This window comes from Lelliottia sp. 7254-16 (genome assembly GCF_002922995.1).
Classification (GTDB): Bacteria; Pseudomonadota; Gammaproteobacteria; order Enterobacterales; family Enterobacteriaceae; genus Enterobacter; species Enterobacter jeotgali.
Genome location: NZ_PQVS01000009.1, coordinates 113,659 through 138,905, shown reverse-complemented (window position 1 = coordinate 138,905; position 25,247 = coordinate 113,659). Strand labels below are relative to the sequence as shown.

At 53.2% G+C, this 25,247-nt stretch carries 23 protein-coding genes; 9 read left to right on the top strand and 14 right to left on the bottom strand.

What is annotated here, in order from left to right; all coding sequences use genetic code 11:
* Positions 1-148 precede the first annotated feature (148 nt).
* Positions 149-493 carry a YejG family protein gene (locus C3708_RS13790; protein WP_095282697.1) on the top strand — a complete coding sequence of 115 codons (345 nt, stop codon included), beginning with the start codon at positions 149-151 and terminating at the stop codon, positions 491-493.
* Positions 494-496: 3 nt separating this feature from the next.
* Here C3708_RS13790 and yejF read toward each other — a convergent pair whose 3' ends face one another.
* The 9 genes from yejF to C3708_RS13740 form a co-directional block, all read right to left on the bottom strand.
* Positions 497-2,086: a microcin C ABC transporter ATP-binding protein YejF gene (gene yejF, locus C3708_RS13785; RefSeq protein WP_103949618.1), complete on the bottom strand. Its 1,590-nt coding sequence runs from the start codon at positions 2,084-2,086 to the stop codon at positions 497-499.
* A gap of 1 nt (position 2,087) precedes the next feature.
* Complete coding sequence (locus C3708_RS13780; protein ID WP_103949617.1) at positions 2,088-3,113, bottom strand: ABC transporter permease; 1,026 nt, start codon at positions 3,111-3,113, stop codon at positions 2,088-2,090.
* Positions 3,113-4,207, bottom strand: coding sequence for a microcin C ABC transporter permease YejB (locus C3708_RS13775; protein WP_095282694.1), 1,095 nt, complete (start codon positions 4,205-4,207; stop codon positions 3,113-3,115). The genes C3708_RS13780 and C3708_RS13775 overlap by 1 nt, the downstream gene beginning before the upstream one ends.
* 9 nt (positions 4,208-4,216) lie before the next feature.
* Positions 4,217-6,022: an extracellular solute-binding protein gene (locus C3708_RS13770; RefSeq protein ID WP_103949616.1), complete on the bottom strand. Its 1,806-nt coding sequence runs from the start codon at positions 6,020-6,022 to the stop codon at positions 4,217-4,219.
* Positions 6,023-6,109: 87 nt separating this feature from the next.
* A complete protein-coding gene (locus C3708_RS13765; RefSeq protein ID WP_103949640.1) occupies positions 6,110-7,666 on the bottom strand; it encodes a cyclic di-GMP phosphodiesterase in 1,557 nt (518 codons plus the stop codon).
* A 201-nt stretch (positions 7,667-7,867) separates the two neighbouring features.
* On the bottom strand, positions 7,868-8,437 hold the full coding sequence (mepS, locus tag C3708_RS13760; protein WP_095282692.1) for a bifunctional murein DD-endopeptidase/murein LD-carboxypeptidase: 570 nt from the start codon (positions 8,435-8,437) through the stop codon (positions 7,868-7,870).
* 415 nt (positions 8,438-8,852) lie between these two features.
* Entirely contained in the window at positions 8,853-9,566 is a 714-nt protein-coding gene (locus tag C3708_RS13750; RefSeq protein WP_103949615.1) for a phosphatase PAP2 family protein, read from the bottom strand.
* Between the two features lie 43 nt (positions 9,567-9,609).
* Positions 9,610-10,587 (bottom strand): GTP-binding protein, encoded by a 978-nt coding sequence (locus C3708_RS13745; protein WP_103949614.1) that lies wholly within the window; start codon positions 10,585-10,587, stop codon positions 9,610-9,612.
* Between the two features lie 121 nt (positions 10,588-10,708).
* A complete protein-coding gene (locus tag C3708_RS13740) occupies positions 10,709-12,175 on the bottom strand; it encodes a mannitol dehydrogenase family protein (RefSeq protein WP_103949613.1) in 1,467 nt (488 codons plus the stop codon).
* 204 nt (positions 12,176-12,379) lie between these two features.
* Here C3708_RS13740 and uxuA point away from each other — a divergent pair, with 204 nt between their 5' ends.
* On the top strand, positions 12,380-13,570 hold the full coding sequence (uxuA, locus tag C3708_RS13735) for a mannonate dehydratase (RefSeq protein ID WP_103949612.1): 1,191 nt from the start codon (positions 12,380-12,382) through the stop codon (positions 13,568-13,570).
* 123 nt (positions 13,571-13,693) lie between these two features.
* Here the strand turns inward: uxuA and yeiP are convergent, their stop codons facing one another.
* Positions 13,694-14,266 carry an elongation factor P-like protein YeiP gene (gene yeiP / locus C3708_RS13730; RefSeq protein ID WP_095282688.1) on the bottom strand — a complete coding sequence of 191 codons (573 nt, stop codon included), beginning with the start codon at positions 14,264-14,266 and terminating at the stop codon, positions 13,694-13,696.
* A gap of 165 nt (positions 14,267-14,431) precedes the next feature.
* Here yeiP and C3708_RS13725 point away from each other — a divergent pair, with 165 nt between their 5' ends.
* The 3 genes from C3708_RS13725 to C3708_RS13715 all read left to right on the top strand — a co-directional run bounded on the left by C3708_RS13725 (position 14,432) and on the right by C3708_RS13715 (position 15,640).
* Positions 14,432-14,686, top strand: a complete 255-nt coding sequence (locus C3708_RS13725; RefSeq protein ID WP_095282687.1) for a YkgJ family cysteine cluster protein — start codon at positions 14,432-14,434, stop codon at positions 14,684-14,686.
* Positions 14,687-14,830: 144 nt separating this feature from the next.
* Complete coding sequence (locus C3708_RS13720) at positions 14,831-15,370, top strand: thioredoxin fold domain-containing protein (RefSeq protein ID WP_217450146.1); 540 nt, start codon at positions 14,831-14,833, stop codon at positions 15,368-15,370.
* A 42-nt stretch (positions 15,371-15,412) separates the two neighbouring features.
* Complete coding sequence (locus C3708_RS13715; protein WP_103949611.1) at positions 15,413-15,640, top strand: hypothetical protein; 228 nt, start codon at positions 15,413-15,415, stop codon at positions 15,638-15,640.
* Positions 15,641-15,711: 71 nt separating this feature from the next.
* Here the strand turns inward: C3708_RS13715 and setB are convergent, their stop codons facing one another.
* The gene (gene setB, locus C3708_RS13710) at positions 15,712-16,893 is read right to left on the bottom strand and encodes a sugar efflux transporter SetB (protein WP_095282685.1); all 1,182 of its coding nucleotides are present in this window, start codon (positions 16,891-16,893) and stop codon (positions 15,712-15,714) included.
* 353 nt (positions 16,894-17,246) lie between these two features.
* On the opposite strand from setB, the gene fruB reads away from it, so the two are divergent.
* Genes fruB through fruA form a run of 3 tightly spaced genes read left to right on the top strand, consistent with a single transcriptional unit; the run spans position 17,247 to position 21,023 of the window.
* Entirely contained in the window at positions 17,247-18,377 is a 1,131-nt protein-coding gene (gene fruB, locus C3708_RS13705; RefSeq protein ID WP_103949610.1) for a fused PTS fructose transporter subunit IIA/HPr protein, read from the top strand.
* Complete coding sequence (fruK, locus tag C3708_RS13700; protein ID WP_095282683.1) at positions 18,377-19,315, top strand: 1-phosphofructokinase; 939 nt, start codon at positions 18,377-18,379, stop codon at positions 19,313-19,315. The genes fruB and fruK overlap by 1 nt, the downstream gene beginning before the upstream one ends.
* 16 nt (positions 19,316-19,331) lie before the next feature.
* Positions 19,332-21,023, top strand: coding sequence for a PTS fructose transporter subunit IIBC (gene fruA / locus C3708_RS13695; protein WP_103949609.1), 1,692 nt, complete (start codon positions 19,332-19,334; stop codon positions 21,021-21,023).
* A gap of 454 nt (positions 21,024-21,477) precedes the next feature.
* Here the strand turns inward: fruA and C3708_RS13690 are convergent, their stop codons facing one another.
* The 3 genes from C3708_RS13690 to C3708_RS13680 form a co-directional block, all read right to left on the bottom strand.
* The gene (locus tag C3708_RS13690; RefSeq protein ID WP_233210418.1) at positions 21,478-21,858 is read right to left on the bottom strand and encodes a potassium channel family protein; all 381 of its coding nucleotides are present in this window, start codon (positions 21,856-21,858) and stop codon (positions 21,478-21,480) included.
* 328 nt (positions 21,859-22,186) lie between these two features.
* Positions 22,187-23,044: a deoxyribonuclease IV gene (nfo, locus tag C3708_RS13685; protein ID WP_095282680.1), complete on the bottom strand. Its 858-nt coding sequence runs from the start codon at positions 23,042-23,044 to the stop codon at positions 22,187-22,189.
* A gap of 63 nt (positions 23,045-23,107) precedes the next feature.
* Positions 23,108-24,154 (bottom strand): YeiH family protein, encoded by a 1,047-nt coding sequence (locus tag C3708_RS13680; RefSeq protein ID WP_103949607.1) that lies wholly within the window; start codon positions 24,152-24,154, stop codon positions 23,108-23,110.
* A gap of 122 nt (positions 24,155-24,276) precedes the next feature.
* Here C3708_RS13680 and yieE point away from each other — a divergent pair, with 122 nt between their 5' ends.
* Entirely contained in the window at positions 24,277-25,143 is an 867-nt protein-coding gene (yieE, locus tag C3708_RS13675; RefSeq protein WP_103949606.1) for a DNA-binding transcriptional regulator YeiE, read from the top strand.
* Positions 25,144-25,247: the final 104 nt, after the last annotated feature.

Genomic DNA, 25,247 nt, shown 5'->3' with positions numbered 1-25,247 from the left:
ACAAAATAATGCCCTGTAAAATCAGACTTCATAGCTTGTAACATCAGGCTGTATGCGGTTTCTCAGGAAAATAACGGCAGGTTAGCAACGATGTGTTACTATAAATGTAAATAAATTGTGAAGGCTTTTTTGCTTCCGGGGAAAGAACGTGAATACATTACAACTCTCTATAGTCCATCGCTTGCCCCAGAGCTATCGCTGGTCGGCGGGTTTTGCAGGTTCGAAAGTTGAACCGATTCCGCAAAGTGGAAAAGAGGGCGAAAACAGTCTGGTTGCGCTGAAGTTACTCAGCCCGGATGATGAAAATGCATGGCCGGTTATGGAGCGTTTGAGCCAGGCGCTGACCGATATCGAAGTTGTCAGCTCTGTGCTGGAGTGCGAAGGCGAGCCGTGCCTGTTTGTAAACAGCCAGGATGAATTTGCGGCGACCTGTCGTTTGAAAAACTTTGGTGTTGCGATCGCCGAGCCGTTTTCCGGCCAGTATCCTTTCTGAGCGTCAGCTCAACGCTAGCAGCTGACGCGTATACTCATGCGTCGGCGCGGCAAAAACGCGCTGACAATCACCCTGTTCGACCACTTCTCCCTGCCGCAACACAATCACCTGATGGCACAATGCGCGCACTACGTGTAAGTCGTGGCTGATAAAGATATAGGCCAGCCGGTGCTTTTCCTGTAATCCCTTCAGTAATGCCAGAATCTGCGCTTGTACCGTTCTGTCGAGGGACGACGTCGGTTCATCCAGAATAATCAACTCGGGCTTCAAAATCAGCGCGCGGGAGATGGCAATTCGCTGGCGCTGACCGCCGGAAAAGGCCGCCGGATATCGATGGCGTGTCTCTGGGTCCAGCCCTACTTCCCGCATCACACGAATCACTTCATCTTCTCGCTGGCGAGCGCTCAGTTCCGGGTGATGAACGCGCAGCCCTTCCTCAATAATTTGCAGCACGTTCAGCCGGGGATTGAGCGACGAGTTCGGGTCCTGAAATACCACCTGCATTCGTGGTCGCACGGGTAACATCTGCCTGCGGTTCCAGCTGTGAAGCGGTTTACCGTCAAACATAATGGTGCCGCGAGAGGCAATCAGGCGCAGCAGTGCCAGGCCTGTGGTGCTTTTCCCGGAACCTGACTCGCCAACCAGCCCCAGCGTTTCACCTGGACGCAGCGAAAAGCTGACGTTCTTCAACACGGTATTCTCTGCCACCTGGCGGCGGAAAATACCTTTACGCACCGGGAAGGCGACGCCGAGGTTTTCGACGTTCAATAGCGGTGGGCTGCCCGCCGTCAGCGGGACCGGATCGCCCGATGGCTCGCTGTCGAGCAGGCGCTGTGTGTAAGGGTGTTGAGGCGCATGGAACAGGGCGCTCGCTGTATTCTGTTCGACGCAGCGGCCGTTTTGCATCACCGCCACATTATCCGCCAGCTTCTTCACAATGCTGAGGTTGTGGGTGATAAACAGCAGACTCATGTTGAGTTCAGCCCGTAGTTCGCGCAGGAGCTGCAGGATTTGCGCCTGCACCGTGACATCCAGCGCAGTCGTCGGCTCGTCGGCAATCAGCAGTTCCGGGCGCGTCAGCAGTGCCATGGCAATCATCACACGCTGGCGCTCTCCGCCCGACAGCTGATGCGGAAAGTCCGTCAGCCGTTTGGCGGCATTGCGAATGCCGGTACGCTCCAGACAATCAAGAATCTCGCCTCGGGCAGCTTCTTTGCGCATTCCCCGGTGCAGGGACAGCACTTCGTACAGCTGTTTTTCCAGGGTGTGGAGCGGGTTTAGCGACACCATCGGTTCCTGGAAGATCATCGCGATTTTATTCCCGCGCACCCCGCGCAGGGTATGTTCATCTGCGTGCAGCAACGACTGGCTGTGGAACAGGATATCGCCCTGCGGATAAACCACCGGCGGTGAGGGGAGCAGACGCAACACCGACAGCGCCGTCACACTTTTTCCGGAGCCGGATTCACCGACCAGCGCCAGCGTTTCCCCGGTGTGGATTTGCAGAGATAAATCACTCACCACGTCACGCGTCTCACCCTGCTGGGTAAAAGCGATAGAAAGATGTTCAATGCTAAGAAGAGGCTGGGTCATCTTATACCGCCTTGTTAGGATCGAAGGCATCGCGGACCGCTTCGCCAATAAAAATCAGTAGCGACAGCAATATGGCCACGGAAAGAAATGCCGTAATACCCAGCCACGGTGCCTGCAAATTGTTTTTGCCCTGCAACAGCAGTTCGCCTAATGACGGTGAGCCGAGCGGTAAACCGAACCCCAGAAAATCCAGCGAAGTCAGGGTGGTAATCGAGCTGCACAGAATAAACGGCAGAAAGGTTAGCGTCGCCACCACCGCGTTGGGCAGCATATGGCGGAAGATAATGCTGCGATCGCTGACGCCTAATGCCTGTGCTGCGCGGATATAATCGAAATTACGGGTGCGTAAAAACTCTGCGCGTACCACGCCCACCAGCGCCATCCAGCCAAACAGAACCGTAATGCCCAGCAGCCACCAAAAGTTAGGTTGTAATACGCTTGAGAGCAAAATAATCAAAAACAGCGTCGGCATTCCGGACCAGACTTCAATAAAACGCTGGCCCCAGAGATCGATTTTGCCGCCGTAATAGCCCTGAACTGCGCCTGCCACCACGCCCATCACGCTTGAACACAGCGTCAGCATCAGGCCGAACAGAATGGAGATCCGCGTACCGTAGAGAATACGTGCCAGCACATCCCCGCCGTTCGCGTCGGTCCCTAGCCAGTTTTGCGCCGAGGGGGCAGAAGGGAAGGGCGTCGAGGTGGAGAAGTTAATGCTGTTCGCGCCAAAACGAATCGGCGCCCACAGCGTCCAGCCGTGGTTGTCGAGCCGATCGCGCAGCCACGGGTCCTGATAATCCGCCGGTGTGGCAAACGGCCCACCGAAATCGCTTTCGCTGTAGTTACTGATAACCGGCGTGTACCAGCGATCGTTAAAATGCACCAGCAGCGGTTTGTCGTTGGCGATAAGTTCTGGACACAGGCTCAGGATAAACAGCACGGCAAAGATCCACAGGGACCAATAGCCGCGACGGTTATGGCGAAAACGCGCCCAGCGGGCCTGGTTGACGGGGCTTAAATGCGGCATCAGCGGCCCTCAAAATCAATACGGGGATCGACCAGCGTGTAGCTGATGTCGCTGATAATATTCAGCAGCAGGCCGATCAAGGTGAAAATATAGAGTGTGCCAAACATAACGGGATAGTCGCGTGAGACGGTGGCTTCGTAGCCGAGCAGGCCAAGGCCATTGAGGGAGAACATCACCTCGATTAGCAGCGAGCCGGTGAAAAACATGCTGATGAAAGTGGCCGGAAAACCGGCGATCACCAGCAGCATGGCGTTGCGAAACACATGCTTCCACATGATTTGCTTTTCGCTCACCCCTTTTGCCCGCGCGGTCACCACGTACTGCTTGCGGATCTCATCCAGAAACGCGTTTTTGGTCAGCATCGTCAGGGCGGCAAACCCACCGATAACGGTCGCCAGCACCGGCAGGGTGATATGCCACAGATAATCGGTGATTTTCTGATACCACGGCAATGAGCTGAAGTCAGCTGACACCAGTCCGCGCAGCGGGAAGAGGTCAAAATAACTGCCGCCAGCAAAAAAGACGATCAGCAGAACCGCGAACAGAAACGCCGGGATCGCGTAACCAATGATGATGAAAGTGCTGCTCCAGATGTCGAAGCGGCTGCCGTTATGCACCGCTTTGCGTATTCCCAGAGGAATCGACACCAGATAGATAATTAGCGTGCCCCACAACCCGAGGGTTATCGATACCGGCAGGCTATCTTTAATGAGCTGGATCACCGAGGCGCTGCGAAACAGGCTGTCACCGAAATCGAAACGCACGTAATCCCAGAGCATTTTGAAATAACGTTCGTGAATCGGTTTGTCGAAGCCATAGCGATGGGTGATCTCGGCGATCACTTCGGGATCGAGTCCACGTCCGCCGCGATAGTGACTCTCACTGATATTCCCGGTGCCGGTTTGTGCGTGGCTGGCGCGTAGGCCTTCGCCACCGCCGCCGGGTAAGCTGCCGCTGTGGCCAAACTCAATGGCGGCAATGGCCTGATCGACCGGGCCGCCGGGAGCAATCTGCACGATGAAAAAGTTAATGGTAATAATCGCCCACAGCGTCGGGATAATCAGCAATAAGCGGCGAATCAGGTAAGCACCCATTTTTATTCCTTAACGCCGTTCAGCGGGCAGTCTGGCGGCTTTATTGACGTCATACCACCAGTTATCGAATCCCAGCGAGTAGATCGGGCGAACGGACGGCTTCGAGAACTTATCCCAGTAAGCGAGGCGATCTTCCCCCATGAACCACATCGGTAGCATGTAGTAGTTCCAGGTCAAAACGCGATCGAGTGCGCGGCCCAGAGGAACCAGTTTATCTTTATCTCCCTGCGCGGCGATAATCTGAGCAATCAGGTTGTCGATGACCGGGCTTTTGACGCCAGGCGCATTGTAAGAGGAGTTGATATAGTCCGACGCCCACGAAATCCGCAGATTGGTGTTGGGCCACGGTTGGGCCTGCCATAAGCGCGGCATCATGTCGTAATCACGGTTGCGCATGCGGTTGGTTATCTGCGCATTATCAACCTGGCGGATCTCCACGGTGACACCTAAACGTTCCAGATTGTGCTGGAACGGCAGCACCCACTGATTATTGCCCGCTGAAGAGAGCAGCAGCTCGAAGCTGAGCGGTTTCCCGGTTTGCGCATTCACCCGCTTCTGGTTTTTAAGCGTCCAGCCAGCGTCGTCCAGCAGTTTGCTGGCTTTGAGCAGGTTATCCCGGTCGTAGCCATCGCCTTTCGACGTCGGTGGCTCAAAGATGCTGGTAAAGACTTCTGGAGGAACCTCCGCTTTGAGTGGTGCAAGCAGGGTCAGTTCGGCGGCGTCGGGATAACCCCGCGCCGCGTACTCAGTGTTCTGGAAATAACTATTGGTGCGGCTGTAAGCCCCGTAAAACAGCGCTTTGTTCATCCATTCAAAGTCAAAGGCCAGGGTGATTGCCTGACGCACACGTCGGTCGGCAAACACCGGACGCTGGATGTTGAACGCCAGCCAGCGGGTGTCCTGCGCGGATTCGTTTTTTTGCTCATCTTTCACGATGAAGTGGTTAGCAAAGTTTTTGCCCACGTAGCGGGTCGCCCAGTTTTTAGCGCTGACTTCCTGGCGCATATCGTACGCTCCGGCTTTGAACGCTTCGAAGGCGACGTTGTCGTCCAGATAGTAGTCGTAGCGAATGGTATCGAAATTCCAGCGCCCACGGTTGACCGGTAAATTAGCCGCCCAATAATCTTTCACGCGGGAGTAGACGATGTATTGCCCCATCTTCCAGCTGGTGATGCGATAAGGGCCGCCAGCCAACGGTGGTGTGGAGATCGGGTCGCTGAGCTTATGGTCTTTCCAGAATGATTCTGGCATCACCGGGAGCGAGAAAAGACTCAGCATGTTCTCTTTGCCCGGCTCAGCCAGTGCGATGCGCACGGTAAGTGGGGCGATAGCTTTCACGGTGGCACCTTTGAACACCAGGCGAAACTGCGGCACACCTTCAGTCATAAATTTATGAAAGGTAAAAGCAACATCGCTGGCTTTGACGGGGGAACCGTCATGAAAACGTGCGCGGGGATTGAGCGTCACTTCCGCCCAGGAAAAGTCATCTGCGTAACGGACGGAATCGGCGATAAGCGGGTAGTAGCTTCCTGGCTCGTCATCAGAGGTGACAAAAAGCGTGTCATTCAGCGAATCGGTACGCTCAGCGGCGACTCCGCGTAGGGCAAAACGGTTGAAATTGTCAAACGTCCCTAGCGAAGAGAGAGTGATATTCCCGCCTTTAGGTGCCGCAGGGTTAACGTAATCGAAGTGGGTAAAGTTTGCCTCATACTTTGGCTCGCCAAGCACGGCAAACGCATAGCTCTCTTTAATATTCTGCGCCTGGCAAGTCACGCTGATGAACGCCATTAACAGCAAAACAAAGCGCATAGTCATTCGCAGCGTATCCCTCTTCTATTCTGGCTCACCGTCAGTGAGACTTATGGTTAGCTGATAATAAGTGACGAAACCGCCATTGTGAAATCATTCACTGTCTTTAACAAAATCAGGTTCCCATTTCAGGAATTGTGCCAGCGGCATGGGGCGGCTAATCCAGTAACCTTGCAGGTAGTTCACGCCATGTTGGCGGAGCCAGGCTGCCTGCTCGGGCGTTTCGACGCCTTCAGCAACTGTCACCATATTCAGGCGTCGTGCCAGCGTCAGCACGGCATCCAGAACCGGAGAAGTGACCGTTTCCGTACCGATGGCATTCACAAAACCGCGATCGATTTTGAGGTAATCCATCGTGAAGCGTTCCAGATAAATCAGCGCGCTGTGGCCAGTCCCGAAATCATCTATCGCAATTTCAAAGCCTTCATGGTGCAGCCATTCGAATAGCGGGGCGGCTTCGAGCTGATTTATCATGTCGCGCTCAGTCACTTCCAGTACCACCTGGAAATGATCCGGCGGCAGAGAGGCCGCGAATTTACGCATGTCGTCTTTGAAGCTGTCGGCATGAAGATGACCTGGCGCGATGTTAATCCCTAGCTTCGCCCCCGGTGGCAGCACGGTTTGTAGCTGCGGAGCATCGCGGATAATCAGATCGAAAAGATGTAGCGTCAGCGGGACAATCAGCTTTTGCGCTTCGGCAAAATTGATAAACGCATCCGGCGGGATTTCGCCCATCGTCGGGTGCTTCCAGCGCATCAGCACTTCGCAGCCCTGCATCTTCAGCTCTTTCGCATCTACCACCGGCTGATAGACCACATAGAACTGGCCACGTTTTATGGCGGTCAGGATCTCTTTGCCGGGATGCAAACGAATGGTGAGGATATAAAAAGTGAGCGTGCCCGCCAAAATGCCGCATATCAGGCCAAAGAGCAGTGCAAACAGGATTTCGTAGGGCGTCCACTCCTGGGCATACAGGTTTATGGTGAGTGGGACGTCTTTCAGGGTAGCGCTGCGGATAGGGTTTTCATGCAAATCGTTGACGTTGATCAGACGGCCTGACGCGGTGGATAACGCCGTTTTGCCAATGATTACCGCGATACCGGCAAACTCATCCTGACGCGAGGTATAGAGCAAATAGGGCGTTAAATTGATATTGATTGAGGTGAATACACCACCGCCTTTGATCAGCGGATTTTGATACCAGACGACGATCGCGGGTTTGTCTGGCAGCATTGGTGTACCGGGCAGCAGTGCCATATCCACGGATTTAGTGGTATCCAGATCCGGTATCAGTTCCTTCATCGGGACGTCCATCGGCCCGGTGGCCGAAGAGCAAAATGCAGCGTTATCCCGGACCAGTAAAAAGGCGCGAACGTTAACGCTAAAGGCGGCACGGGAGGTCAGCTCTGCGCCCACGTCCTGGCAATTGCTCAGGGTGAAGGGTTGCAGGGTATCAATAGAGGTTTTGAGATCGGAGAAATAGCTTTCCATGTAGACTTTAAGGTCAACAATAAGGGTATCGAACTTCACTTCCCGCTTATGGTAGCTCAGAAAAAACTGCAACATTCCGCAGAGGAGGGCAACAATAATGCCCGCGAGGATGCTGCCTGTCAGAACTTTGCGGCTGGTGGAAAAGAAACGAGTGAGCATAAACGTCATTGTTCCTGGATCGTCGTGGTTCCGGCAGGACGACTAATCTTACGTATTTACAAGACTATAGCCTGGTTTTATATAACCAGTGATATATGAGAAAAGAGCGCGCGGGGTTAAACGGGCAAAAAAAAACACTGCCGAAGCAGTGCTTATTTTTTATCGCGTTGCCAGCCAAGGGATAACCAACAACACGACAGATTAACTGCGACTCAGTACACGGCGCGCTTCGTTATAGCGCTTCTTCCAGTAAGGCTCATTCATGCTGGAAATCGTCACACCACTACTTGTGGAAGCATGAACAAACTGGTCGTTGCCGATGTAGATACCGACGTGACGGCCTGTTGAACCGGCGCGGAACAGAACCAAATCACCGGTACGCAATTTCGTACGCGAGATGGATTTACCCATTTCCTGCTGTTCGTAAGTCGAACGTGGCAGATCTAAGCCAAACTGCTCGCGGAATGTACGCTGTACAAAGCCGGAACAATCGATACCTTTTTTGGTGCTGCCGCCCAGGCGATAGCGCACGCCTTTCCAGCTAGCATACTGGTCCATAATGCGGGACTTAACGTCCAGATTACGTACCATATTCTCAAATTCATCCTGAGAGGCTTGCAGTGACGAGGCATCTTCCATGCCCACAACACGCGTCTCAGGATGCATATTCTTTGCGGTGTTTGTCGTGCTACATGCAGATAACAGTACCGCTACTGCTATTGCCGGGATTCCCCGCAAGATATATCTCAAAATCGGTTGAGATTTGACCATTTTGATTATTTTCCCTTGAAGTCCTTAACGATAAATACCGTTATAAAAATGCCAAACGTGACGAGACTAATTACCTGCGCACAATGAGACAATTCTTTATGGCCAAATCTGTGGTCTAACGCACAAACTTATTCACCCTGAGAATAATTATCTCTGTGAGGCAAAACGAGTTCGAGATTACCCGATCCCCTTAGGCATTGAAAGCAAAAATAGGGGCTTTTTTATAAGAAAATGTGATAGGCAAACCGATTAACCGGGATTGACTAAAATAGCGGCAATTTAGGTTAAATCTTATGCAAGGCATTCATTTGTCAGGTGAATGATATTACGAGAAGGTGACAAAATAGGGCATAAGCGGCGGGAAAAGCATCAGGGTTCGAAATGATCCCTGATGGGTGATGTTAATTTAGGTGGGTTATTTGTTTTGGTTTTGTTGCATTTTACCCGGAAGATAGCGATCAAATAACGCAATCAGACGATCGCTGAGCGGGGTCATTAAGCACCACGGCGCGCCAATCAGCACTGCAGAAAGTGAACCGATAACAATATCCGTTAGCCAGTGCGCGCCAATCATTACGCGTGGGAAAGCGAAAACCACAACAATAATCAGGGCAACTGCGAAGGCTTTTTTGCCGAAATAGCGAAACATGAATGAAGAGAAAATAAGCAACATCATTCCATGATCCCCAGGGAAGCTGTCCTTTGACGCATCCTTGGTGGAGATATGCAGTAATTCACTGACCCGATGAACATTGGGGAAGAACAGCGACGGACTGGAGCGCTTAACCGGCATCAACCCTTGCGCCAGCTGGTTAATCACCACGGCGGTGAGCAGCATCACCAGACCGATCATAATGATTCGGCGGCGTCCTGCGGCATCTTCTTTGAGCCAGAATGAGAGCATTAGGCAGCCCATTGCCAGCAGGGAACAGCCATCGAAGGCGCGATTGTTAGTGATCGCGACAAGCCACAGAATCACCTGGCTCTTGACCAGCTGTTCATTGAAGAAATGGAAGATACCGGAATCAATCGGGAACCAGAAACCGTGATTTACCGGCAGATACCAGGACAAAAAGAGCGCCACACCGGCGGCGTTGAGCAATAATATCAGGGGAAGTTTTTTAATCATCGTCATATGCATAGCAGTTTAGTCGGGGGCAACGTTAGTGGCTTCAACTTAAACGAAGCCTCAACAAGCTCGCCTGAAGTGCGTTCCAGTCGGTGTTAACCGCACTAATTAACTCTATTCGGCTGTCAGGTGGCGCAACGTTTTGGGTTTCAATGAAGAAGTCCGCTCCCTGACGGTTAATGCGAACCAGGCCATCCTGGGTGCGCATAACGCCTTTGACGCGATCCACCGGCGCGAGCCTTGCCCACTCAAGAATACCAATGGTGTCGAAGCAGGTATCGGCATCAAAAATCCAGCCACAGGCCTGATGGCCTTGCCCGCTGTTCAGGCTGCGACGCCAGCGCTGATGTTCCGGCAGGCTCAACGCCGCCAGCCCTTTTTGTGGGGCGTGACTGTGGGAATGTGCGGCGCTGGCAGGCAGTTCGGCTATATTCCGACGCGGCAGGTCGAGCAGCGCATTATCGATTTTTCCCTGCGTCGCCATGACAAACTGACGATCGTTGCCAAAATTCTGCCACCAGAAATCAAAGGCGTCGCGGCTTTCCTGGGAAGCACGGTCCTCTTTATTCGCCACAATGATGTCTGCTGAAGCCAACTGATCGCGGAAGTTCTCATTTTTCACCGCTTTCTCATCCAGTAGCTGGCGTGGATCGAGAATACACAGCGTGGCGCGAAGATCGATCCACGGCTCATACACCGGGGCGGTGAGGAGATCGAGAATTTGCTTAGGATGGCCCAAACCGGTCGGTTCAATGATTAAACGGTCCGGCTTTCCCTGGCGCAGCAGAGTGTTCAGCCCCACCTGCATCGGCAGGCCGTTAACGCAGCACATGCATCCACCGGGGATCTCTTTGACCATCGCGCCACTGTCAGCCATCAGCGCGCCATCAATGCCAATCTCACCGAATTCGTTCACCAGTATGGCCCATTTCTCCGCCGGATCTTTATTGGCCAGCAGATGAAGGATGGAGGTGGTTTTGCCGCTGCCGAGAAAACCGGTTACGAGGTTAGTTTTGGTCACATGCGCTCCAGGAATAATTGTAATGCTGTAACAATTATCAATAATCCTGGCGAAAATTAACAGCGTTGGGAAGGGGTGAGGCGAACAGAGGCGCTTCTGTTCGCCTTAAACGCACGATGGGTTAAACGACCAGAGTCTCGAGCACTGCCTGACGTGCACCGTGTTGGACAATGCGTTGATACGCCTGATTTATCGCCTCGACAAACTGCGGATGCTGCGGTAAATCCGTGCCAAACACTTCGCTCAGCGCCAGCAGGGCGCTGACGCGTTCTTCTTCATTGCTGGTTTCCACAATCGCACGAATTTTATCGCTTAGCGGATCGCGAATATCAATGCTGTTGCCGTCGTCATCAAAACCGCTGACGTAGCGCATCCAGCCCGCAATCCCCAGTGCCAGCAGCGGCCAGGCGCTTTCTCGCGCTAAATGAACTCGCACGCCCTCCAGCATACGCTGAGGCAATTTCTGGCTGCCGTCCATCGCGATCTGCCAGGTACGATGCTGTAGCGCCGGGTTGGCAAACCGATCGATCAGGCTGTCGGCATATGCAGTCAGGTCAACGCCAGTAATTCGCAGCGTTGGAGCCTGTTCATTTAGCATCAGGCGGCGCGCGGCCTCACGGAACGCGTCGTCCTGCATACAGTCGCTGATATGCGCAAAACCGGCCAGATAACCCAGATACGCAAGGAACGAGTGGCTGCCGTTAAGCATCCGCAGCTTCATTTGCTCCCAGGGAAGCACATCCTGCACCATTTGTACGCCTGCCAGCTCCCATTCCGGCCGCCCGGCCACAAAGTTATCTTCGACGACCCACTGGATGAACGGTTCGCAGCTGATGGCACAGGGATCTTCCACGCCCAGTTCGCGGGTTATTTCCGCCAGCGACTCTTGCGTGGCGGCGGGGACAATACGGTCAACCATAGTGCCAGGGAAGCTGACGTGTTCAGCAATCCACGCGGCAAGTTCCGGCGAGCGTTTTTCCGCCATCCCCAGCACCGCGTTTTTCACCACATGACCATTATCAGGAATGTTATCGCAGGAGAGTACTGTGAACGGAGCCAGTCCACGCTCGTGGCGCCGATGCAGGGCTTCCACCAGAATGCCCGGTGCCGAGTGCGGCTCAGATGGATTTTCCAGATCGTGAACGATCCGCGCATTTTGCGTATCCAGTTTGCCCGTCGCCGGATCGATGCAATAGCCTTTCTCGGTTATGGTGAGTGACACAATCGCCACCTGCGGCTCACAAAACTTCTCAATAATGGCCACTAGCGAATCGAGTTTTGCATTCAGACATTCATTCACTGCACCGATGATAATTGGCTGATTACCGTCGGCCCCTTTTTCCAGCACAGTAAAGAGATGATCCTGTGCGCGAAGCTGGCTCATCAACGTATCTCCGCTAAACAGGCTAATCTCGCAGATCCCCCAGTCGCCTCCTTTGGCATTTAGCACGCGGTTTGTTAACAACGCCTGATGCGCGCGATGAAAAGCACCAAAACCGAAGTGAACGATGCGGGAGCGAAGCTGCTGGCGATCGAACTGCGGCAGCTGGACATGAGAAGGGAGCGCGGTCGAGGCAATTGTCTTCATGAAATACACACCTGATTAACCATTAATTAACAAGGTCAGTGTAAAGTTATATGACAGCAAATTGAATTGGTAAGCCGTAAATATCCAGATTCTGTGAGATCGATCAATCAATGTCGCCGGCTGTATTGACCGTCAGAACCAAACATGTATGGTAGTCGTCATTGCATTAAACATATTGGTATAACAACTTGAGAGGGTGTGGCAATGGAACAAACCTGGCGTTGGTACGGGCCGAATGATCCGGTTTCTCTTGATGATGTGCGTCAGGCTGGCGCAACGGGTGTTGTCACGGCACTGCACCATATTCCGAACGGTCAGGTCTGGCCGGTGGACGAAATTAAAAAGCGTCAGGCGGTGCTGGCAGAAAAAGGGCTGACTTGGTCAGTCGTTGAAAGCATCCCGGTACACGAAGAGATCAAAACCCACTCCGGTGAGTTTGAAACCTGGATTGCTAACTACCAGCAAAGCATTCGCAATCTGGCGGCCTGCGGCATTGATACCGTGTGCTACAACTTCATGCCGATACTGGACTGGACGCGTACCGACCTGGAATATCAGTTACCGGACGGCTCTAAAGCGCTGCGTTTTGACCAGATTGCTTTTGCCGCTTTTGAATTACATATCCTCAAGCGTCCAGGTGCAGCAGCGGATTATTCTGCTGAAGAGCAGCAGCAGGCGCAGCAATGGTTTAACGATGCCACCGAAGCAGACATCGAGAAGCTCACCCGCAATATCATCGCCGGTCTGCCGGGTGCGGAAGAGGGTTATACCCTGGATCAGTTCCGCGCGCGTCTGGCGGAATACGGCGATATCGACAAAAATCAGCTGCGCGAAAACATGGCCTATTTCCTGCGCGCGATTGTGCCGGTAGCAGAGGCGTGCGGTTTACGTCTGGCGGTTCACCCGGACGATCCACCGCGCCCAATTCTCGGCCTGCCGCGTATCGTTTCCACTATTGAAGATATGCAATGGCTGAAAGAAACCGTCAACAGCATCAACAACGGTTTTACCATGTGCACCGGCTCCTATGGCGTGCGCGCGGACAACGACCTGGTACGTATGATTGAAACCTTCGGCGATCGCATTCACTTCACCCATTTACGTGCGACCTGCCGCGAAGGTAACCCGAAAACCTTCCACGAAGCGGCGCACCTCAACGGTGATGTGAATATGGTGGCAGTGGTTGATGCGATTCTGAGTGAAGAGCAGCGCCGTAAGAAAGCGGGTGATTTGCGTCCGATTCCGTTCCGTCCGGACCACGGGCATCAGATGCTGGACGATCTGCGTAAGAAAACCAACCCAGGCTATTCGGCGATTGGCCGTCTGAAAGGGATGGCGGAAGTGCGCGGCGTGGAGCTGGCGCTGAAGATGACCAAGTATCCAGAGTTGTTGTAGCTTTTATCGTCGGGTGGCGGCTTCGCCTTACCCGACCTGCACAACAGGCATAAAAAAACCGGCCCAGAAGCCGGTTTTTTTGTAGGCCGGATAAGGCGAAGTCGCCATCCGGCAAAAACGCAATCAGTCCGCACGACCCATATAACGTTTTTCTTCGATATGGATACGGATCTTCTCGCCAGCAGACAGATATTCCGGAACCTGCACCACCAGACCGGTGGTCAGGGTCGCTGGTTTGTTACGCGCACTGGCAGAAGCACCTTTGATGCCTGGTGAGGTTTCTACGATTTCCAGATCTACCGTCTGCGGCAGTTCCAGCGCCAGCAGCTGGCCGTCCCATGTCAGAACCTGCATATCCGGCATACCGCCTTCAGGAATGAACTGCAGCTCGTCTTCAATCTGATCTTTGGTGAAGATGTACGGTGTGTAGTCTTCTTTATCCATGAACACGTATTCGTTGCCGTCGATGTAAGAGAAATCAACGAAACGACGGGTCAGGGTCACGGTATCTACGATATCGTCGCCTTTGAAGCGTTCTTCCACTTTCAGGCCGGTACGCACATCAGCAAAGCGCATTTTGTACAGCGTTGCTGCGCCACGGGCGCTAGGGGACTGAACATCGATATCTTTCACAATCAGCAGTTTGCTGTTGTAGTTCAGTACCATACCTTTCTTAATTTCGTTCGCTCTTGGCATTGCAATGATCCTGTTTACTGGGAGGTAAAAAATATCGCGCCAAATTACTCGCGCGCAGCCTTTCAGGCAAGAGGAATTAGTGGCTTTTGCTATCAATACGCAAAAGGTGTTACTGTGCGCGCCACGCCCGACCCTGCGGGCATCTGTCACTCATTGAGAGGGTTTATGGATTGTCGTCCTGACTGTGGTGCTTGCTGCACCGCGCCGTCCATCTCAAGCCCGATTCCAGGGATGCCAGAGGGCAAGCCTGCGAACACTCGCTGCGTTCAGCTTTCTGAAGCCAATATGTGCAATATCTTTGGTTCGCCGCTGCGGCCAAAAGTTTGCGCAAGTCTTAAGCCTTCCGTGGAGATGTGCTCGACGGACCGTCACAAAGCGATGGCGTGGCTTATTCACCTGGAGCAACAAACGGCTCCCTGAAATTATCATTCATTCAGGTTAAACCTTCTAAGTCTATTCTATGGGAAAAACAAATCCCACATTGACCCTTCACTTAGTACGTGTAATAGTCGTGCGGCACTTTTATATAATAATGAGTTGGGATTTTTCTTGCAGGGAAATATTATGATTCAACGATATATAATAACGACGCTATTATTTTTGGTAGTGGCACTGACCGTGTCCACCCGGACATATGCCACTACACCGGAAGAATATGAACAAGATATTGAACAGCACCTTGCGGGGCTCAAGCCTATAACTTTTCGGGCTGAAAATGAAAAAGATCATATCGTAATTTTTGTCGAAAACCAGTGTTACTACTGCGCCGATGTGCTCAAAAACGTTAAAGCCTATACGGATGTCGGTTTGACAATGTCATTCCTGACGGCTGCTCCTAAGAGCATTCGTGACAGCGTCATTGAGGACATGTCCCGGGTTTGGTGTGCTGCCGATCCGGCAAAGAGCCTGCAAAATTCGATGAAAGGTTTTTTGCCTGATAACGACAGTACGCCAGCATGCACACAGTTAATTGAACAACAGGCGGCACTCGCTGATCGTTTAGAAATCCAGGCCACACCCGCGATGATTGTGCTAAGGCCAACCCCAGTTGTTTTTATGGGAAATGTAAGACCAGAAATTATATTGAAAGAATTATCAAATTAGTAAACGTTCTGCTAATGCACGAAAGAGGCTCCGATATTTAATATGAGTAATTTGCTTCTTGGCAAAATAACCTTCGCCATACTTCTGATGCTGTGGGTATGGCGTATTTTGAGAAAGCGAAAAAAAGAAAAGTACTTTAGTTCAGCTATCTCTGAAGCTGATGCGAAAGAGTGCTATCAATGGCGATATTTCCGCTGGGGTTTTCGGCTTGTTCAGGTTATCTGCGGTGGATATTTTGTCTGGCTATCGATCACGTTTCTGCTGCAATAACTCAGCGGGTAGCGATTGATAATGGTGACACTTTGTCGCAGTGTCACCTCTTTGGGAATGAGGATATCTTCCTAAACGTCTTTAATCCGCGTCAGGCACCCAGTAGTAATGATGCACATCACCAGCGCTATCCAGAACACTGTGTGATAGCTCCAGATTTCCGCCACAATTCCAGCCAGCGATCCCGCGATAATCCAGCCGACACGGGTCGTATTAGTATAAAGAGTGGTTGCTGCACCAGCCTGGCCAGGCATTAAATCCTGGAAGTAGAGCATGCCGATACCTGCCAGGATACCAATATAGATAGCGTTCAGCAGTTGTAACGCCAGCAGTAGCGCCGGGGTATGAACCGTCAGCATCCCGACGTAAAACAGCAAGCCTGCGACGACCGCAATCCGCATCAAAAAACGCTTTCCGAAGCGCTTCGCGTAGTAACCGGCGATCAGCATCGTCGGGATTTCCAGACCCGCCGCCGTGCCCATCATGATGCCCGCCAGTTTTTCCGGCAGGTGCAGTTCATCAATAATAAACAGCGGCATATTGATGATATAGAGGCTGTTGGTGCCCCACATCAGCGTGCAGACGACAAACAGCAGTAGGGCATCGCGACGGTTACGGCGCGGGGCTTCCAGCGCACCCGTTGCCAGTTTCGGCTCTTTGCGCATCGACGGCAGGAAAAACCACACCATGGCCCCGCACACCACAAACGCCACGGCTGCACTCAAATACATCACCGTAAAGCCAAAACCCATCGCCAGCGCGTAAGCCAGCGGCGGGCCAATCACCCACGCCAGCGAGACCTGGGCGCGCAGAATGGAGCTGAACATCACTGCTTCGCGGCCCGTGTGGTCCGCATGTTCGCGTGCAAGGGCAAACATCTGCGGGTTGGCGGTCGAGCCAAAGCTGCTCAGAAACACCCCGACAAACAGCAGAACAAAATAGTTTCGGTTCCAGGCAAACAGCACGCAGGCAAACACGCCGAGCAGGCAGCAGAAGACAATCAGGCTTTTGCGATCGCCTTTCCTATCCGATCGTCCCGCCAGAAACTGGCTGACGAGAATGCCGATGATGGCACTGCCGGTAAAGAAAAAGCCGACCATCGCCGGACGGGCGTGGACTTCGTTGGTCAGAAACAGGCTCAGCGTTGGCGTCTGTAACGCACCGGCGATCCCGGTGAGAAAGGCAACAATCAAAAACGCCGATGACGTCAAATCAAATGGCTTTGGTGAGGCGGCAGCGGGGGAATTGTGCATGGTTTGATATCGGTGATGTGAAGAGTCGCGGAGTTTACGCCGCTTGTCAGAAAATAAACAGGTGGTACGGTCAAATTACCCACGAAAAATCAAAATAGCATTTCAAAATTATATCTGGCTGAAGTGTGCTGAAGCGAAGCGGTAAACGTCCTTGTCCTATCAGCAAATGTTGAAGAAATGTGCTGCACTTCTAAATTCTGAAACGTGAAATGTAACTTTCCTTGCAAGCCATAACATTAAGCGCAAGACTTCTTGAAACGTTTCAGCGCTATCTTGTTTTAACTGACGGAGCAGGTTAGCGCATTTTTTCTCATTAAGGCTGAAACGATTCAATTCAGCGAGAGAGGAGAACCATGTTCCAGTTATCAGTGCAAGACATCCATCCGGGCGAACAGGCCGGTAATAAAGAAGAGGCCATTCGCAAGATTGCCGCTGCCCTCGTGCAGGCGGGCAACGTGGCTGACGGCTACGTAGACGGCATGCTGGCGCGTGAGCAGCAGACCTCCACCTTCCTCGGCAACGGTATCGCCATCCCGCATGGCACCACCGATACCCGCGACCAGGTGCTGAAAACCGGTGTTCAGGTTTATCAGTTCCCGCAGGGCATTTTGTGGGGCGAAGGGCAGGTGGCTTACGTGGCAATCGGCATCGCCGCCAGTAGTGATGAGCATCTGGGCTTGCTGCGTCAGCTGACGCATGTGCTGAGCGACGACTCTGTTGCTGAACAGCTGCAATCCGCGACCACCGCAGATGAGCTCCGCGCTCTGCTGATGGGTGAAAAACAGAGCGAAGCGCTGAAGCTGGACAACGAGACGCTGACGCTCGACGTGGTGGCTTCCGATCTGGTGACCTTACAGGCGCTGAACGCCGGTCGTCTGAAAGAAGTGGGTGCTGTCGAAACCGCTTTCGTCGCCCGCGTGATTAACGATAAGCCGCTGAATCTGGGCCAGGGGGTCTGGCTGAACGACAGCGCGGAAGGCAACGTGCGCAGCGCTATCGCCGTGAGTCGTGCCGCAACGGCATTTGAAGCCGATGGCGAACACGCCGCTCTGCTGGTGACCGTCGCGATGGCCGATGAACAGCCGGTTGCCGTGCTGAAACGCCTGAGTGATCTGTTGCTGAATAACAAAGCTGAACATCTGCTGAAAGCGGATGCAGCGACGCTGCTGGCACTGCTGACCAGTGACGATGCCCCAGCCGATGACCTGCTGACCGCTGAGTTTGTGGTGCGCAACGAACACGGTTTGCACGCGCGTCCTGGCACCATGCTGGTCAACACCATTAAACAGTTCGAAAGTGAGATTACCGTGACCAACCTGGATGGTTCGGGCAAACCGGCCAATGGCCGCAGCCTGATGAAAGTCGTCGCACTGGGTGTGAAAAAAGGCCACCGCCTGCGCTTCACTGCCCAGGGTGCGGATGCTGAACTTGCGCTGAAAGCGATTGGCGATGCCATCGCGGCCGGTCTGGGGGAGGGCGCATAATGAGCAGACGTGTCGCAACTATTACGCTGAATCCGGCTTACGATCTCGTTGGCTTTTGCCCTGAAATTGAACGCGGTGAAGTGAACCTCGTTCGCACCACCGGTCTGCACGCTGCCGGTAAAGGCATCAACGTGGCTAAAGTTTTAAAAGACTTAGGCATCGACGTGACCGTGGGCGGTTTCCTCGGCAAAGACAACCAGGACGGTTTTCAGCAGCTGTTCAGCGAGTTGGGTATAGCCAACCGTTTCCAGGTGGTTCAGGGCCGTACCCGTATTAACGTCAAGCTGACGGAAAAAGACGGTGAAGTGACCGACCTGAACTTCTCAGGTTTTGAAGTCACCGGCGCAGACTGGGAGCGTTTCGTGAACGATTCCCTGAGCTGGTTGGGTCAGTTCGATATGGTTTGCGTCAGCGGCAGTCTGCCGTCAGGCGTCAGCCCGGAAGCGTTCACCGACTGGATGCTGCGTCTGCGTAGTCAGTGCCCGTGCATTATTTTTGACAGCAGCCGTGAAGCGCTGGTGGCGGGTCTGAAAGCCTCTCCGTGGCTGGTCAAACCCAATCGCCGCGAACTGGAGATCTGGGCGGGCCGTAAGCTGCCAGAATTAAAGGATGTAATTGAAGCAGCCCATGCGCTGCGTGAACAGGGTATCGCTCACGTGGTCATTTCGCTGGGTGCAGAAGGCGCGCTGTGGGTTAACGCGTCTGGCGAATGGATCGCCAAGCCACCGTCGGTGGAAGTGGTCAGCACCGTAGGTGCCGGGGATTCAATGGTGGGCGGCCTGATCTACGGCCTGCTGATGCGCGAATCCAGTGAGCATACTTTACGTCTTGCTACCGCTGTTGCCGCCCTGGCCGTAAGTCAGAGCAATGTTGGAATTACCGAACGTACCCAGTTGGCCGCGATGATGGCGCGCGTTGACTTACAACCTTTTAACTAACAGCAGGAGAGGCATAATGAAAACGCTGCTGATCATTGATTCCGGTCTCGGACAAGCTCGCGCCTATATGGCGAAGACCTTGCTGGGCGCGGCGGCACACAAAGCGCATGTTGAAATGGTCGATAACCCAAATGATGCCGAACTGGCGATTGTTTTGGGCGATAAAGTTCCTGCTGACAGCGCGCTGAACGGCAAAAAAGTGTGGCTGGGCGATATCAATCGCGCAGTGGCACATCCTGAATTATTCCTGAGCGAAGCAAAAGGCCATGCGGCAGTTTATACCGCACCTGTTGCTACCGCTGCGGTTGCATCTGCGACTGGTCCGAAACGCGTCGTGGCCATCACCGCTTGTCCAACGGGCGTGGCGCACACCTTTATGGCGGCTGAAGCCATCGAAACCGAAGCGAAAAAACGCGGCTGGTGGGTGAAGGTTGAAACCCGCGGTTCCGTGGGTGCAGGCAACGCGATCACACCTGAAGAAGTGGCGGAAGCGGATCTGGTTATTGTGGCCGCTGATATCGAAGTAGACCTGGCGAAGTTTGCCGGTAAGCCAATGTATCGCACCTCTACCGGACTGGCGCTGAAGAAAACGGCGCAGGAATTTGATAAAGCACTCGCGGAAGCGAAGCCTTATCAGGCGACGGGCAAATCTGAGTCCTCTGCAACCGAAGGCAAAAAAGAGTCTGCGGGCGCTTATCGCCACCTGCTGACCGGCGTGTCATATATGCTGCCGATGGTGGTGGCGGGCGGTCTGTGTATCGCGCTGTCCTTCGCGTTCGGTATCGAAGCCTTCAAAGAGCCAGGCACGCTGGCGGCGGCATTGATGCAGATCGGTGGCGGTTCGGCGTTTGCGCTTATGGTGCCGGTGCTGGCGGGTTATATTGCCTTCTCCATCGCTGACCGTCCGGGTCTGACGCCGGGTCTTATCGGCGGTATGCTGGCCGTGAGCACCGGTTCTGGCTTTATCGGCGGTATCATTGCCGGTTTCCTGGCAGGTTACGTGGCGAAAGCCATCAGCTCTAAGCTGAAATTACCGCAGAGTATGGAAGCGCTGAAACCGATCCTGATAATCCCGCTGATTTCCAGCCTGGTGGTTGGCCTGGGTATGATCTACCTGATTGGTAAACCGGTTGCCGGTATCCTGGAAGGCCTGACCCACTGGCTGCAAACTATGGGAACAGCGAACGCGGTACTGCTGGGCGCAATCCTTGGCGGCATGATGTGTACTGACATGGGTGGCCCGGTTAACAAAGCGGCGTACGCGTTTGGTGTTGGCTTGCTGAGTACCCAGACTTATGCCCCGATGGCGGCAATCATGGCGGCCGGTATGGTGCCACCGCTGGCGCTGGGTCTGGCGACTATCATTGCACGTCGTAAGTTTGATAAGGCGCAGCAAGAGGGTGGTAAAGCGGCTCTGGTTCTGGGTCTGTGCTTCATCACCGAAGGTGCGATTCCGTTCGCAGCCCGTGACCCGATGCGCGTTCTGCCTTGCTGTATCGTGGGTGGCGCGGTGACAGGTGCAATCTCGATGGCGATTGGCGCGAAACTGATGGCACCGCACGGTGGTCTGTTTGTTCTGCTGATCCCTGGCGCGATTACCCCGGTTCTGGGTTATCTGTTCGCGATTATCGCGGGTACGCTGGTGGCGGGTCTGTCTTACGCGGTGTTGAAACGCCCGGAAGTCGAAGCGGTTGCTAAAGTAGCCTAAACCTATTGTCGGGTGGCGCTTCGCTTACCCGACCTACAAAAAAAGCCGGGTGCTTACGCTGCCCGGCTTTTTTATTTACGCTTCCGGCTTAATTTCCGGTGGATAAACATCCAGATGATTCTGTCCATTGCTGCCATTTTCCATGATGTCTAATTCTGGTGACATTTTTCAATGTTATCATGGGTAAACTCCGCTAATGCAGAGTTTCCGTGAGCATGAGCTTTTTATGAGGCGCTTCCAGGAGAGAGAAACTTCGGAATGCCATGATCTATTTTTACAACAATAAAGAATTAAGAAATAGATATGCTCTCAATAATTTTCTTCATACCCTCAGACTTTGTATAATAATATTAATCGACTCTGATGTTTCTCGTATAATTGCCCGTGTACTATCGACCAGACTAAGCTACCTCGCTAAAAGAATGCAGTCTTGAGGATTATCGAGGCGGTTTATTTAGTCGTCTAACATAAACCTCAGGCGCTGAAGAAACACGACCAGAACGGCAACTGACCAGCCCACCATCAATGCTCCTACCAGCCCTTCAGATGCTCCGATAAGACGCCATTCTCCTGACAGGGTGACATCCCCGTAACCGACGGTGGCATAGCTGACCAGTGAAAAATAGAGGCTGCTTTCCCAGGTGTTGAGCGCACCGGAGTGGAAATAATAGAGGGCAAAAACACCGGCTTCCAGGATATGGGCAACAAGGGCCGTGGAAACAACGAGGATGTTCCTGAGGATGATTCGAAACGCAGATGTTCTGGTAAATTTTACATACCTCATGATCCACAGCATCCAGAGGGAGTGAATAATTACCGTGATAATCAACAGCATTAATATACTGAAAACCATAAATGGGATGCCTATTTAGTTTAGTGTGAGTAATTACTCCTCGTCTTAAAGATGATAGCCGCTAATGCCGATGATGTGATAGAGGTAAATGAGAGTTAAAAAATGGATAATATTTTAATAAAACAATCAGGTAATATTATAGATAATGACACGTATTAAATGTTTAATTCCATCATGCTAAATAATTAAGATGGTTTCCCCCAGATGCGGCAGGGGGAAATGGCTGACGGGCTCTATGGATACCGGGATAACGATGACTTCTTCCTGAAAATCAAAGCACCGTTCCCCGGTAAAGCGCGATGAACCTTTTTTATGCGGCTTGTTCAGCCGTTTGCTGGGCTTTCAGCCAGGCGATCTCTTCCGCCCAGATATCGGGGTTCACCGTTTCGAGCACCATCGGGATGCCGTCAAAACGGTCGTCCTGCATGATAAAGCGGAACGCGTCATGACCGATGTTGCCTTCACCAAGGCTGTGATGGCGGTCAACGCGACTGCCGAATGCGCTCTTGGCGTCGTTCAGGTGCATACCGCGCAGATACCTAAAGCCCACGATACGTTCGAACTCCGCAAAAGTTTTTTCACACTCTTCGCGCGAACGCAGGTCATAGCCAGCAGCAAACGCGTGGCAGGTATCGATACATACGCCAACGCGGGATTTGTCTTCCACACCGTCGATGATCGCTGCCAGATGTTCAAATTTGAATCCCAGATTGCTGCCCTGACCGGCGGTGTTTTCAATGACTGCCGTCACGCCCTGAGTCTGGGCCAGCGCAATGTTGATAGACTCGGCGATGCGCGCCAGACAGGCGTCTTCGTCGATTTGCATCAAATGGCTGCCTGGATGGAAGTTCAGCAGCGTCAGGCCAAGCTGCTCGCAGCGTTGCAGTTCATCAAGAAACGCATCACGGGATTTTTCCAGCGCTTCTTCGACCGGATGGCCCAGGTTGATGAGATAGCTGTCGTGGGGAAGGATCTGACCCGGCCCGAAACCATACTTTTCGCAGGCGGCTTTGAAATCATCAATCACTTCAGCGGTGAGCGGTGCCGCGCGCCACTGACGCTGATTTTTGGTGAACAGGGCGAAAGCGGTCGCCTCGATTTCGGCGGCGCGAATGGCGGCATTCGCAAGACCACCTGCTGCGCTCACGTGCGCTCCAACGTATTTCATAAGGGACTCCTGTTAACCCGAAACGCTTATGATAGCGGGTTAACAGGAGAAGGATGTAGTGGTTTATGCCATCAGGCTATGAACCGCCAGGTTAATCGCGCCCCCGCCAACAATCAGCCAGGCGAAGAGCATCAGCGCCATCAGCAGCGGTTTTGCGCCGGCTTTTTTCAGTGCACTGACGTGAGTGGTCACGCCCAGTGCCGCCATCGCCATCGCCAGTAAAACCGTATCCAGCGTGACCAGCATATCAACCACTGCTTTTGGCAGCAGATGGAAGGAGTTAAAAATCGCCACCACGATAAACAGAATCGCAAACCACGGAATAGTGATTTTGCTTTTCTCGCCTTTGCCCGCTGGAGTCAGCTGTTTAACGCGTGCCGCCAGAATGAGCAGGAACGGGGCCAGCATCATGACGCGCAGCATTTTAGCAATCACTGCTGCATTTTCAGCGTCCGGGCTGATGGCATGGCCCGCTGCGACCACTTGTGCCACTTCATGCACGGTCGAACCAATGTAGATGCCGTACGCTTCCGGGGTGAACCAGTGCGCCAGCAGCGGGTAAATGGCTGGATACAGGAAAATTGCCAGCGTACCGAAAATAACCACGGTGGCTACCGAAACGGTCACTTTACTGGATTCCGCTTTGACCACCGGTTCCGTCGCCAGAACTGCCGCTGCACCGCAAATACTGCTACCTGCGCCAATCAACCAGCTGGTTTGTTTGTCGAGACCAAACACTTTTTGGCCGATAACGCAGGCTAGCAAGAAGGTACTGGTCAGCGTCAGCACGTCGATGGCGATGCCGCTCACGCCGACATCCGCAATTTGCGCGAAGGTCAGGCGAAAACCATAAAGAATAATCCCCAGGCGCAGCAGATGCTGTTTCGCGAACAAGACGCCGCCGTCGCATGAGCTCCAGATTTTAGGGTAAACCGTATTCCCGACGACCATCCCCAGCAGGATCGCCAGGGTTAATGCGCTGAAACCTGCCCCGGCGATGGCTGGAATGCTGCCGCCCCATAATGCCGCGCCGGTGATGAGTGCGCTCAGCGCAAGCCCCGGAACGTAATGCCACAGCGTACGATGATGATGCACAGTGAGTTCAGTCATAGCCTTCTCCTTTCAATGGTTAAAAGGTTACGGCGCTCTGGCTTAAAAATAAAATTGATTATATATTTATAATTAATCTTTATAAGTGGTAAGCAACGCGCTTACCCGCGCGGAAGGCCACTATGCACATTACATTGCGTCAACTCGAAGTCTTTGCCGAAGTCCTGAAAAGCGGGTCAACCACGCAGGCTTCGCAGCGCCTTGCGTTGTCCCAGTCAGCGGTCAGCGCGGCGCTGACCGATCTGGAAGGGCAGCTTGGGGTGCAGCTTTTCGACAGAGTAGGGAAACGGCTGGTAGTGAACGAACACGGGCGACTGCTGTATCCGCGCGCGTTGGCTTTGCTGGAGCAGGCGATCGAAATTGAACAACTTTTCCGCGAAGACAACGGCGCAATTCGTGTGTATGCCAGCAGTACGATTGGCAACTATATTCTGCCGGAAGTGATAGCCCGCTATCGCCGCGATTTTCCGACGCTGCCGCTGGAGATGAGCGTCGGTAACAGCCAGGATGTGATCAACGCGATCATCGATTTCCGCGTCGACATTGGTCTGATCGAGGGACCATGCCATAACGTGGATATCATTGCCGAACCCTGGCTGGAAGATGAGCTGGTGGTGTTTGCCTCTCCCGCATCGTCTTTGCTGAAGGGCGAAGTGACGCTGGAGCGCCTGGCGCAGGCGCCGTGGATTTTGCGCGAGCACGGTTCCGGTACGCGCGAAATCGTAGACTATTTGCTGCTTTCCCATCTGCCGCAGTTCCAGCTCGGTATGGAACTGGGGAATTCCGAGGCCATCAAGCACGCGGTGCGCCACGGTCTCGGGATCAGCTGTTTATCCCGTCGGGTGATCGCCGAGCAGCTTGAGAGCGGGTCGCTGATTGAAATCCCGGTCCCGCTGCCGAAGCTGGTGCGCACGCTGTGGTGCATTCACCATCGCCAGAAACACCTGTCGAACTCGTTGCAGCGCTTTTTGCGCTATTGCGAAATGTAGACCAGGCTCTGCTTTACTTATAATTCCTGGGCAGTCATGAAGCTCTCTTATAACAGAGCATTTCTGCCGGAAGGTTCGCAGATCGTCTGCTACAATCTCGCCTC